At 56.2% G+C, this 13,278-nt stretch carries 6 protein-coding genes; 1 reads left to right on the forward strand and 5 read right to left on the reverse strand.

Going from position 1 to position 13,278, the window contains the following annotated elements; all coding sequences use genetic code 11:
- Nucleotides 1-7: 7 nt before the first annotated feature.
- Nucleotides 8-1,195, reverse strand: coding sequence for a tyrosine-type recombinase/integrase (locus AC5S26_RS02750; RefSeq protein WP_494183320.1), 1,188 nt, complete (start codon nt 1,193-1,195; stop codon nt 8-10).
- A 181-nt stretch (nt 1,196-1,376) separates the two neighbouring features.
- Nucleotides 1,377-2,759, reverse strand: a complete 1,383-nt coding sequence (mnmE, locus tag AC5S26_RS02755; RefSeq protein ID WP_494183321.1) for a tRNA uridine-5-carboxymethylaminomethyl(34) synthesis GTPase MnmE — start codon at nt 2,757-2,759, stop codon at nt 1,377-1,379.
- A gap of 166 nt (nt 2,760-2,925) precedes the next feature.
- Here mnmE and AC5S26_RS02760 point away from each other — a divergent pair, with 166 nt between their 5' ends.
- Nucleotides 2,926-4,017, forward strand: coding sequence for a glycoside hydrolase family 88/105 protein (locus AC5S26_RS02760; protein WP_494183322.1), 1,092 nt, complete (start codon nt 2,926-2,928; stop codon nt 4,015-4,017).
- Nucleotides 4,018-4,118: 101 nt separating this feature from the next.
- On the opposite strand, the gene AC5S26_RS02765 is transcribed toward AC5S26_RS02760, so the two are convergent.
- From AC5S26_RS02765 to AC5S26_RS02775, 3 genes are all read right to left on the reverse strand, one after another.
- Nucleotides 4,119-5,864: an energy transducer TonB gene (locus AC5S26_RS02765; RefSeq protein WP_494183323.1), complete on the reverse strand. Its 1,746-nt coding sequence runs from the start codon at nt 5,862-5,864 to the stop codon at nt 4,119-4,121.
- Nucleotides 5,865-6,133: 269 nt separating this feature from the next.
- Nucleotides 6,134-9,544, reverse strand: coding sequence for a TonB-dependent receptor (locus tag AC5S26_RS02770; RefSeq protein ID WP_494183324.1), 3,411 nt, complete (start codon nt 9,542-9,544; stop codon nt 6,134-6,136).
- Between the two features lie 244 nt (nt 9,545-9,788).
- Nucleotides 9,789-13,199, reverse strand: a complete 3,411-nt coding sequence (locus AC5S26_RS02775) for a TonB-dependent receptor (RefSeq protein ID WP_494183325.1) — start codon at nt 13,197-13,199, stop codon at nt 9,789-9,791.
- Nucleotides 13,200-13,278 lie beyond the last annotated feature (79 nt).

Consider the following 13,278-nt stretch of genomic DNA (forward strand, 5'->3'; position numbering starts at 1 on the left):
CCACCTTTCAACCCAGTTCAATCGTGTTCTGATTGCAAAGCACACCGACATAATCCGCCCATCGTTGGAGCATGTCTCGTCTTTGGTCCGCATAAGCTGCACGGTTATAAATGCCACGCACCCCGCTGATCGTATGATTGAGAGCTTTCTCAACGACGTCGGTCGGGAATCCTTGTTCGTGAAGCAGGGTAGAGCCGGTCCGTCGCAGGTCGTGGATCGTAAATGGTTTTATCGCGAAATGAATGCTGTTCATCGCCTGATTCATAGCGTTGCCAGCAAATGGGCGAGTCAGACTGCCGCGACCTGGCAAAACGAGTTCCGACGTGCCGGCGAGCGCACGCAATTCCTCGAACATCGTAGCGACTTGCCGAGACAAATAAACAGTATGAGGTTTTCCTGTTTTCGAGATGGAAGCCGGAATGAGCCACTCCGCAGCTCCCAGGTCCACATCCTTCCAGAGTGCCAGGCGAAGTTCAGATTTTCTGACGAGCGTGAGAAGAATGATATGAAGCGAAAGTTTAAATTGGCGCCTAATGTTCGATCTATAGAGCTTGCTCACGTACTCCCGAATCTCGTCTGGTGAAAGCGCTCTTGTCCGAGGCCTTGCACGGGTTATGAATCGCGTCGGTAGTGCTAACGCGGGATTGATTTGCGCGGCGCCACACACAAGGGCATAGTCAAAAATGCGCTTGACCAGGTTTCGGATCGCAGCTGCTGCTGACTCAAAGCCGTTGTCTCGTTTCCGAAAGACGATGGCCTGCACATCCGCAGACGTAATTGATCGGAGACTCTTTGATCCGAGAACGGGATAGAGTTCTTTGTCCAGGTAGCGACGAATGGATTTGGGATCTTTCAGGTCTTTCAGAACGACCTCTTTGTAGTAACGCTCACCAAAGTCTTGCAATGTCGAAGCAGCGGCGAGAGCAACTTTGCCAAGGCGCTTCTCCTGTGCGGGGGACTGCCCGTTCGCAATCATCACTGCGTACTCGTCACGCTTCTGTCGAGCCGCCTTCAGGCTGACCTGTGGGTACTTTCCCATGGCAAGCTTTTGCGTTTTGCCGTCGAATTGATACCGGTAACGCCACGCCATACCGCCAGTCGGGAATACCTCGATGGCAAGCCCACGGCTGTCAGTGACCTGGTACCTCTGATCCCTTGGTTTGAGAGCCTTGATGCCCACTTCGGTTAGAGACATACCGCCTCACTTGTACACATCGGTAATTTAGCACTCGATTTAGCGTAAGTGTACAGCAATGTGGACAACATTTGTGCAGGATTGTCGTGGAAGTTAGCAGACGAAACTAGACGTAAAATCTCACATTACACTGCATATATCGTGCTTTTCTGAACATCTTGAACTGTTACCGGAAATCATATTACTTTCCGATGCAGAAGCTAGAAAAGATCCGCCGAAGGATGTCGTCGGCAGTAGTCGCCCCTGTCAATCGATCCAAGGCACCGAGGGTTTCGTACAGGTCCACCAGAAGCACTTCGTGAGGAAGAGCAGCTTGTACAGCCTCGTTTGCCTGTTGCGCCGAGCCGAGTGCTTCCAGCACGGCCTGTCGCTGCCGCAGATTGGTTACGAGCGCCGTCTCCTGCGAGGTCGTGCCCCTGGTGGCTATCTGCAGGATCGAGCGGCGCAGTTCTTCGATCCCCTCTCCTGTCACAGCGGAGGTCCGCACAATTTGAGCCTCTTTTTCGAAGGACAAATCTACGGCTCCGAGATCGACCTTGTTCGCGGCGATCAGCACCGGCCTGTCCGCAAGGGTCGCCATCGTATCCTCATCTTCGAGGTGCGGCTGTGAAGTTCCATCGATCACCACTAATACAAGATCGGCTTCGGCCATAGCCTCACGTGACTTCGTAATTCCAATCGTCTCAGCCTCATCGCTGGCCTCCCGCAGGCCCGCTGTATCGATCAGCTCCAGGGGGATTCCCTCCATAGACACACGCTCCGTAATCAGGTCGCGCGTCGTTCCTGGACTCGCCGTCACGATGGCGCGATCCCGCTCGACAAGCCGGTTGAAGAGTGAGGATTTCCCTACGTTCGGTCGCCCTACAATTGCCAGTCGCAAGCCGTCGTGAACAAGCCGGCCATATCCGAAGCTACGCTCAAGTTCGCGAAGTGGCGCTTCGATTTCCCCTAGGCGTGATGCGACCTCAGCGCCAGCCATGGTATCGATATCGTCTTCAGCAAAGTCCACACCGGCCTCTAGACTGGCGATCAGCGCGATCAGCCGTTCCTTCACAGGGGCGATCTTCCGAGACAGCGCGCCCCCCAGCTGCTGCGCCGCAACTCGTGCCTGGTGCAGTGTGGATGCGTCAATCAGGTCACGCACGGCTTCAGCTTGTGTAAGGTCCAGACGACCGGAGAGAAATGCGCGTTCTGTAAACTCGCCGGGCTCGGCGAGACGCGCGCCTGCCTCTGTCGCCCGTTCGAGCGCATAGTTCAGAAGAACTGGAGAGCCGTGCATCGCGATCTCAACCACGTCCTCGGAGGTGTAGGAATGAGGAGCGGCAAAGAAGGTCGCGACGACCTCATCCAGGGTGTCTTTGGTCCCGGCGTCCGTCATGTAGCCGAATCGCGCCCGGCCAGCTTCCAGCGGCCGAGCCAGCCTGACCAAACCCTCCGCAATCGATCGTGCGCGTGTGCCCGAGAGTCTTATAACTCCGATTCCGCCCCGGCCGGATGGCGTGGAGATAGCAACGATCGTATCTTCGAATATAGTTCCGCCTTCGTCAGGTAGGCTCTCTTCCATAAAGAAAGTATGGCAGAGTAGGCTCCTGCCGTTGGCCACGCGGTTTTACCGCGGAGAGTTCGATTTTCAAAAGATAAAATATTTCTGTTTGGTACTATAGGCAGTCGTAGGCAACGATGTTTAGAATGGCCGCAACGGAAAGATGATTTACGGAAGGAATATAAGGATGCCCTTGAAAGGCGTGTTTACTGGATTTCTGCTTCTTTGTTCGTTTGCTGCGACGGCCGGCGCGCAGGAAAACTACTTCACCAACTGGCCCGCAGGAACCAGCCCGCAGGAGGTCGGAAAGCACCTGGCCGATCACTTCGTAACCAGCCCGCACCAGTACACCAAGACCATTCACTACTCCGAGATCTGCACGTGGTATGGCGCGCTTCAGTTCGCCGAGCTCACCCATGACACCGCACTGCGCGATCAGCTGATCAAGAAATTTGAGCCGCTGCTGCCCGGAGGCGCCGAGGCTGAGCGGCGGCCGGTACGACGCCATGTCGATGATTCCATCTTCGGCGTTGCCCCACTTGAGATCGCGCGTCAGACCAAAGATCAGAAGTTTTTGAAGGAGGGTCTCTGGTGGGCTGACCGGCAGTGGGAGAATCCTCAACCCGACGGTCTGTCCGCAGAGACGCGTTACTGGATCGACGATATGTACATGCTCGTCATGTTGCAGCTCGAAGCCTATCGCGCGACAGGCGACAAGAAGTATCTCGATCGAGATGCAAAGGAGATGGTCTCCTATCTCGACAAGCTGCAGCAACCGAACGGCCTCTTCTACCACGCTCCTGACGTCAAGTACTTCTGGGGACGAGGGGATGGATGGGTGGCAGCCGGTATGGCCGAGATGCTCAGCGAGCTGCCGGAGAATCACCCGGATCGCGCCCGCATCATGAAGGGCTACAAGCTCATGATGAGCTCGTTGCTGAAGTATCAAGGCAAAGACGGCATGTGGCGCGAGTTGATCGACAAAGACGATGCATGGCCCGAGAGCTCAAGCTCGGCGATGTTCGCCTTCGGTATGATCTCAGGCGTCAAACACGGTTGGCTGGATGCGAAGGCCTACGGTCCGGCGGCCCGCAAAGCATGGATTGCAGTCGTCGGCTACGTGGATCAGAATTATGACGTCACACAGGTATGTGAGGGAACCGGCAAGAAGGATTCGCTCGAGTACTACTACCAGCGAAAACGGCGTACCGGCGACTTCCATGGCCAGGCACCTGTTTTATGGTCTGCCGATGCCTTACTGCGTGAGGGAGTTAAATAGAACTCTTTGAAAATAACGTAGTGACTTAGTGACCTAGAAGAGAGCTTCCATATGGAAGCTCTCTTCTTTTAGCCCGGACGGCTGTCTCTTGACTCTGTTTCTTAGTACGCGGGAAGTTTGAAGACGACACGAACCTGGGTTGCTGCCTCAACCGCTCTTCCTTGCGAACTGTAGGGCTTGTATCTCCATTTCATCACTGCCTCTTCAGCAGCGGCTCGCAAGTGCGGGTCTCCCGAGACTGCGCGTGCGAAATCGACCGTTCCCGATCTAGAGATTGTGACCTCGAGGACGACCGGGCCTTCGATTCCCATCGCCTTCGCCGCATCCGGGTAAATTGGAACCCGTGACGCCACCAGGTTTGCCTCCATGGTTGAGGACGGCACCCGAATAGCATTTTCGTCGACCAGCGCAGATTGTTGCCGAATCGCAGCTGGAGCACTCGCTGCATGAACCGTGGGAGGTGCGTTCCTCGGAGAAGGGAGCTTCGTCGGCTCGCGCGGCGTAGAATCCGCGCTTTTAGTGGCTGTCATCTTAGGTCCGGAAGACGCTGCGGTTGCTACGGGATTAGAAGGCTTCTGGGGCGCCGGGCTCACAGGAGAGACTGGCTTTTGGGAGATTTTTGGTTTCGAAGCAGATCCCTTATTTTTCAGATCGCGTAACTCTCCGCGAAACAGTTCCATTTTTTCTCGGGCGGCCGGTCCATAGTGAGCTATCAGGCTTTCCGCATATCCGTGGCTTACCGCAGTCCACACAGCACCTCCAAGCACCAATAGGACTACTAGAGCCGCAGCCCCAGTGAACCAACCACGCCTGTGGGATTCCGCGTATGCGGCCAGAGGTACGACGATGGAAGGATCGTCGTCTCCATCTTCGGCAGGCGCAAGTCCTCGGCGGGAGAGACTGTGAACCGGACGCGGCGTGAAAACCTGTCGCTCGTTCACAGGCGGAGGCCGAAAAATCGGCTGGGCCACGTCGGTAGCTGCCGTCGCAATGTTTTTTACAGCAGCTACAGTCGGCTCGGTGGCCTGCTTCGATCTCGGGTCGAAAGGAAGAGTATCAATGGGCTTCGTTATCTTTGGCGTGAATGGCAACTCCGGTTCATTAGCCTGTTCACGATGTTCTCCTTCTTGTTGGTGGCTCGACGGTCGGAGGGCTGGAGATCGGGCAACATCCTGGGTCATGGTCTCTCGGCCCTTGATCTGTTCAATCGCATCCAACTGATCTCTTAGTTCGCGGCTGGTCTCTTCCAACCGAAGCAGAGCCTCCGCAATCGTGTGCCGTGCCCTGGCCACGTCAGGAATATCCACTTTCGATACAACAGGACGTGACTCTATTCGCGGATCCACATCCGGTTCATGAGATTGCGCAGCCGATTCATGAGTTTGCGTTGGTCTCGTCTCTGCAATCGTGTGCCGTGCCCCGGACACGTCAGGAATATCCACTTTTGATACAACAGGACGCGACTCTATTCGCGGATGCACATCTGGTTCATGAGCTTGTGTTGGTTTCGTCTCTGTTTCAGACAGCAGTGCATCTATCGGCTCGACGATTACATCTGGCAATACAGGGGAGCCTACATCCACGCCCGCGAGCATTTGTTCCAGTTCATTAAGCAGAGCAGCCTTTTCGGGTAGGTCTTCTGTTGTTTGAATCAAGCGCTCTAGACTGAGGCCCGACGATCCTTCAACGATAGCGTCCAGCATCTCCGCGTCTGTAAGCGATCCGCGCTCCTGAGCACTCAAGTCTCCTACCATCGCCCAGAAGTCCATGGCGAAGTGCCGATCTTCCCTCAGACTATGAATGAGATCGCTTAGATTCTCAGCCCCTCCAAAAGGAACCTGGTGCATATCACACAGTGATCGGAATCTTTTAACCGCCTGACCGTGCTTTTCTATTCCTTCCAAAACCGCTGCCGTTCTTCCATCCATTGTGTTTCCACTCCATTGCACACTCCCCCTCTTGTTAGATGCCAGGAAAGGCGTGGATGGCCAAAGAAGACAGTAGATGGAGATCTTGCATCGCTTCAGAAAGATAGGAAGCCAAATACCTCGCTAAGTGAGGTGGCTGTGGAAATCGTCGGGCTTCGATTCCCGAACATTTAATCTAATCGGCCCACCTAAAATTCAACCCGTAGGCCAAGCTGAACCTGCCGTTCTCGAGAATTATTCGCTGTCGAAGCTGTAAAGGTTCCGAACGGAAGCACGTTCAATCCCTCGGTCGTAACTGTTGCCGCATCCTGAAAGATCAGTGGGACAACTCCGTTAGCTGCGGGCGTACCGACGAGAAATGCTCTTTGCTGCACCCCTGTGTAGCTCACATGATTGGCCACGTTGAATGCCTCGATAGTGGCACGCACACGCATCCTCTCGCCAGCGTGGACGACGCGGGCCAACCTCATATCCAGGCGATCTGTATCAGGAAGACGCAACGTATTTCTTCCCACGGTGGGTAGATAGACGGCGCCCCCGGAGCCATTGATGCTTTCTCGGCCACCGGTCAATCGCGTGCCGCCGAAGATCTCGTAACTATAAGGTCTTCCGCTGGTCTCATAGAAGATCCCTGAGACCGTCCACCCATTCGCTGCACGCGACAGCCATCGTTGCGAGGTTCGCAACCTTGGCTCCCACACTGCGCTGGCGACAATTTTGTGAGGGAAGTTCAGTCGCGACAGACCCTTGTCATACTGCACCGTGAACGGGTCGAACTGCGAGTTGCCTTGCGGCGTGGCCCCGGCGTTTTGTCCCTGATCGATTGCTTTCGACCACGTCCATGCCACGCGAAACTCCAGGCCTTTGCGATTTCGTCTACGCGCCTCTACCACCAACGCGTTGTAGCTTGCGCCGATGTCAGAGGTTATCGCAGTTACCGGTCCGTATCGATCGCTAATCCGTGCCGTGTAAACCGGAATCACAAAAAGTTCGCCGTTCTGAACCCCGGCCGCTCTGTTGCCACCCTGGACTTGAAAGGCTCTCGCAACAGTGGAAGGCGCAATGTTGAGGTCGACAGCACCGGAAAGTTGACGGTCAATATTCATCAGGTAGGTCGCGCTTGTAACCACACCCGCGCCGACGCTGCGCTCCACCGCAAGACTTGCCTGCTGAACCATCGGCGTCCGAAACCTTCTGCTGAACACCGTGGCGGATGTCGTCGATGTAACTGCCGCAGGAGGGACCGCTACATACGTGCAAACATATCCAAAACCCTGGTTGGCAACCTGCGGACAAGAAGTGATGGTGTTGGGAGTGATGCTGATGTGAGTCGCTGAGGATGATTTCGCAGTGTTGACCAACGCGCTCTGCAATATGGTTCCTGGAACTCGACCATAATACAGGCCATAGCCGATGCGGACGACGCCGCGTCGCGAACCGAACGGAGCCCACGATGCGCCGATGCGTGGGCCGAAGTTGTTCCTGTCTTCCGGGAGAATGCTCGTCGCGCCTCGCTCTCCGAAGACCGCGTCCAGAGCCGGATTCGGGCTCTGCGGAAGGGGTAGAAGCTCATACTCGTAGCGCAGCCCGGCATTCACGGTCAGCCCCGGTCTTATCCGCCAGTTGTCTTCAAGAAACCCTGCCCACTCCTGTGTACGGAAGGCAACACTCTGCTCGCCGAAACTCTGCGTGAAAGAACGGAAGCAGAAATTGTGGGTCGCCGCGAAGATCGATGGACAGCCGCCGTTCGGGTAGGCATGAACGTTGAAGGTGTAATCCGTGATCCAATCAACCACCCCGCCCGCGTGGCCGTTCGTCGTGCCGCTATCGTAGTGGAAGGTACCGACCGTATTGTTCAATGCGCTGATGTTGTCGTAAACAAAACTCGAATCGACGCCTGCCTGCAGAAGATGATGTCCGAATGCCCATGTAGCGATATCGACGATCTGCACCTTTTTTTCGTCGGGATAGGCGACGCGGCCTACGCCTGCCGGCGTTCCGAACGTCAAGCCATCCGGCCCAATTGCAATCTCCGGAGCATAGCCACCGGGCCCGATCGCGGGCTCCTGCGGTAATGGCGTCTGCGCCTGCTCATACTGCAGATCGTGCCCGTAAGCAAGACGCACCTCATTGCTGAAATGCGCCGAGGCTATCCACGTCCACCGCGCCGTCGCTGCGTCAACCTTGGCGAAGCCGCTGCCGAGGCTCGCTGTGCCACGATCGACGACCGGTGCTCCCCGAAGACCCGCCGGAGAAGCGGATCGAGCGCGATTGTATTGCGCGCTCACTCGATTTCGCGATGTTGCCTGCCAATCGAGCTTGGCAAAGTTGATGGTCTGGTCATCTCGCCGATCCACCTTTCCCGTCAGACCGTTCAGGTAATTCAGAGCCGCATTCACCTTCGCCTGCGAGACCCCCCTATTCGCGAGCAACGCGCTCTGCATCGCGGTCAGGCTATAGAAACCTGGGTTGGAGGGAGCGCCGATTGCGGGAAAGCCTCTTCGTTGCCGGTCGAAGGCATAAAAATAAAAGAGCTTGTTATGAATCAACGCTCCGCCGAGCGTACCACCAAATTGCTGGCGAAGATCGTGCGGTTTTATATAGTTGGTGGTTATCAAGCCATCCTGGTAGTTCGTCGCAATAGAGAAGGGATTTGTTGCGCTCCAGGCGCTTGATCGCGCGGTATAGAAGCCCGTGCCGTGCAGGTCGTTGGTTCCACTCTTCGAAATTGTCGCAATCGCCCCACCGGCCCCATGCCCATAGAGAGCGGAATAATTCTGGGTGTTTACTCGGAACTCGCGAACCGCCTCTTGCGAAAAGATATAAGCCGCGCCGGCCCGCCGCCACGAAGCCGCATTGCGTCGAGCTCCTCCCGGCTCTGCTCCGGTCTGTTCGCTGGCTTCTCTATCGTTGATGATCCCCATGCCGCGAGGAACAGCCTGAAAACTCTGATCGTCGGAGACTCCATCGACCGTGGTATTGTTCTGCGTCACCGCAAGCCCGCGAAAGCTGAGCAAGTCTCCGCCCTGGTCATCTGCATTCGCGGTCGGGGTCAGCAATGCAAAGCTCTGCCATCGACGCCTGTTCACTGGCAGTCCGTCCATCTCGTATGTGCCGATCACACTTGCAACTGCTGTGCCCGAATACTGTTCAAGGCTCACACCCCCGCTGTCTTCTAGAGTGTCGATTACGGTCACAGATGTCTGCACGCCCGCAACCCTCAAACGAGGGTCGAGGTCGGTAATGCCTCCAACCTGCACTGAAATCCGTTCGAGAACGACGGTTGTGAAGCCCGGTGCTTGAACAGCTGCGACATACGTGCCTGCCGGCACATGCGAAAAGATAAATTCGCCCTGGATATTGCATACCGTATTGAAGGCGAGGCCGCGACGAGCATCTTCAATACGAATTACTGCCCCTGCGACGGCAGCTCCTGCCGGATCGAGGACCATACCCCGTACGACGCCTTCCACAGAAGTTTGGGCATGAAGATGGGGCAGTGATGTCGCAAGAACAAGAAAGATCAGCAGAATGTTTCGCTGCACTCTTCTCGCCTCAGCTACGGCGCGAGCTCCAGTGAGCCCGAGACGATCGAACATGTCTTCTCCACCAGTGGTCTGTCGGTTCCTGCTCTACACGACCACGGCATCGGACGCGTCGAGACCGACCACTCCCTCCCACCCGAAAGCCTTCCAGGAAACCTGGTTCGCTCAAGGGAGTTAAGGAGACAGCCGCAGATTAGCCAACTTCAGCGGTTCAGAAAAGCCCCTAAAAGATGTAGGGCTTAAAGACAATGCGACAGCCGAGGCTGCCGCATTGTCAGGTCCGAAAAGCAGACAGTCGCTAGAAGACGATTCGGGCGGCCAACTGGATTACACGAGGACCATAGGCATAGTTCGAGTTTGCATTGGTCACCGTTCCGAAGGCCGGCTGATACGTCAACGAATTGGTGGTAGCTCCTGGCGTGGTCCCCTGTGTGGTCGAGATCGCGTAACCCGTGCCGTTGACTCCGGTCACGTTCTGGTGGTTAGCCAGGTTGAACGCCTCGCCGATCAGCTGGAGGTTGTACTTTTCCATGAAGGTGAAGTCCTTCTGAGCGCGCAGATCGACAAGGATCGTGCGCGGCATCGTGAAGGTATTACGACCGAGGAATGGAAGGTAGGAAGACGAGGAGCTCGTTCCCGCGATACCTGTTCCAGCCGGTGCGAAGCAAGTAACACCCACTGGGATTGGGTTTGTGGCAGAGCTGTAGCAGGACTGCGGAGTCGTGCCGGTCGAGACCGCTGAGTAAGGCAGACCGCTTTGCATCTGCAGCAGCGGCTTAATCGACCAGCCGTTCGCAAGATACTTCCAGGCAGTGTCACCATGAATTCCGGGCGCATTCAAGATTGCCCACACGACCGCCCTATGCCGAACGTTCAACGACGAAGTTCCGTAGTTGTTGCGCGGATTCGCGAAGGGGTCGATGAAGTTGTTCACGCTGGCTGCCGTGAACTGGTTCTGACTGAAGTCCAAAGCGTGAGCCCAGGTATAGTTCGCGTCGAACTTGACCCATTTGGAGCTGCGATTCGTCACGTCGACGTTCATCGCGTGGTAGTTGGAGTTGATGTTGCTCACCACACCGGTTACAGAACCGAAGGTTGGATCGATCGCACCCAGATTCGTAGTTCCAGTGCTCGTGATCTGACGGCCAGCATACCCGGTTACGTTGTAAGTTGTACCGCACTGTAGAGGACCGCAGGTTCCGTCCGAACCGGCTTTTACGGTGTACGGAATGGTATAGGTCTTGGTGGCGTCAAGGTTGTAGTTGGTGAAGTTTGGGAGCTCGCGTCCGAGAGTGCCCAGGTAGCTGAGCGAGAGAACGCTCTGGTGGCCAAGGTCCTGCTGGATTGCGAGGTCAAACTGCTCGGTGTAAGGGTTCTGAAGATGATTGTCCAGGTAATACGCGGTGCGGGTTCCCGGTGCAGGACCGGTGGGAGCCGTCTGCAGGGTCGGAAGAGCCGCAGCTGACGTGTTGGAGGTGGTAAAGCTTGGCGTCGATTGGCTGTTTGGCGAACCCGTGTTCTCATACGCGTTCAGGATGACCGCGTTTGGAATACGTCCAAAGTACATTCCGAAACCACCGCGAACCACCGTTTTGCCCAAGCCGAATGGATCATAGGCAAATCCGATGCGAGGCGAGAAGTTGTTCTTGTCGCTGGGATGCGAGGTCGTGATCGGAAGCGTTCCGGCAGCCGTTCCGTTGAGACCAGCGAAGGGCGATGGAATCGACTCGTAATCGTAACGGACACCCAGGTTCAGCGTAAGGGTCGGAGTCAGCTTCCAGTCGTCCTGCGCGAAGAAGCCGTAGTCGACGGTGGTCATCTGGAAGACAGCCGGACCGAAGCCGTTCGCATAGAAGGAGTAGCAAGGAAAGGAGGTTGCCGCGGTGGAGCCTGCGACACCGCTGCCAGAGGCGTTGCAGGTCTTGCCCTTCGACAAGAGATCTGACAAGTAGTTCACGGTCGAGGTGTAGTTGATGTAGCCATTGCCCTCGTACACGTTGTTCTGTAGATCGTAGTTGTGGACGATGTCCTCACCTACGCGAAGGTTGTGTTTGCCAAGGAGGATGCTGGCGGTATCGCCGATCTGCCACTTGCGCTCGTCAGGATAGGCCACACGGAAGCTGTAGTACGGCATTCCCATGAAGAATCCGACGTTTGTGTTGAGCGCGACCTCAGGAGCGAGACCGGTATTGTTGATGAGATTGTTCTGCGTGTACTGGCTTGAGGGCTGGAGACCTTCCCAGTTCAGCTCGCGGCCGTACTGGTAACGAATCTCGTTATTCACTCTGTTGCCGAAGACGCTGTCGAGCTTCGCCACGCCGTAGTCCAGCTTCACAAAGTCCGTACCAAAAGTATCGATCGCGTAGTTGTTGGTTCCCTGCGTCTGCACGCCGCCGGGCGAATCCCAACGAAGGCGGTGGTAGAGGAAGCTGACATGGTGCTTCGGGTTAATCTGCCAATCGATCTTTGGTGTGTTGATAAGTTGGTTGCCAAAGCGAGGAACCGAACCGAGGTTCGTGAGTAGGCCCTGAAGCTGATTGTTGTAGTTAGTCGCGCCCTGAGCAAAGCCACCGGCATATTTCAGTCGAGCTGCGAGAAGACACGCGCCTGAGTTTCCAGAGGTCGGGGTTCCGCTGCCACCGCTTATGAGGCCTGTCGTCGTATTGCAGGTCTGTCCACTGGGTAGATTTGCATCCGCATTGACGAAGAATGTCTTCGGGTCGTTAGCCTTTGCAGTGCCGGGAAAGTTACGACGATAGGCATCGAACGCATAGAACCAGAAGAGCTTGTCCTTGATTAGCGGACCGCCGACACCAAATCCGTACTGGTTGCGATTGTCCTTCGGACGATAGGGAGAGGTGACATAGCCGGCCGTGGGGCTGAAGGTGGTGTTGGTCGCGCCCGGTACGAATGCTGACCGGCTGGAGTTGCGGTTGTAGAAGTACAATTCGCCGTGCATTTGGTTGCCGCCGCTCTTGGTCACCGAGTTGACGACGCCGCCTACTGCGCGGCCAAACTCAGCCGAGTAGACGCCGGTGTTCACCTGGAACTCGCGAACCGCTACCTGCGAGGTGGAATAGCCGGCACGGGTCCGTCCACGCTCTTCGGAGAAGAACGCCTGATTGTCGTCGGCGCCGTCGATCTGGACGTTGTTCAACACCGCGCTGATGGCGCGGAAGCTCAGCAGGCCGAAGCCGCTGGCATCGTTGGTCACACCGGGGGTCGTAAGCGCAAGCGAGGACCAACGGCGGTTGTTGATCGGAATATTCTCAATCTCATTGTTGTTTAGATGTCCGCCAAACTCAGGCGAATCGAATTTCAGCACCGGGACCTCGGCCGTAACCTCGACCGTGGTGTTGACATCACCCGTCTTCAAGTGGGGATTCAGGGTCGTGACAGAGTTGACCTCGACGATGACACTGGTCTCGCGACGCTCCTGAAATCCGGGCTGGGTGAAGGTTACCGTGTAGGTGCCCGGGGCAAGCTGTGGCGCACGGTAGAGGCCCGAGTCGTCAGACTTTAGCAGCACATCGGCGTTGGTCGCATTGTTATGGATTACAACCTTGGTGTTGGGAATCGCAGCATCGGTGTCGTCCGTTACCGTTCCTGCAATGGCTCCCTGCGTGGTCGACTGCGCATGGCCGGAGAGGCAAACTCCGCCAAACAGCATTGCTATCAATGCGTGCCGCATAAAATTTTTGATCTTCATTAAGGGGTCTCCTAAAAAGCTGAGCCGCTCACGCCCAAACTGGCGCAGGGTCTCTCTAACGTTGTCATCGTGTCGATAG

The sequence above is a fragment of the Edaphobacter sp. FHG110511_03 genome (assembly GCF_059115365.1).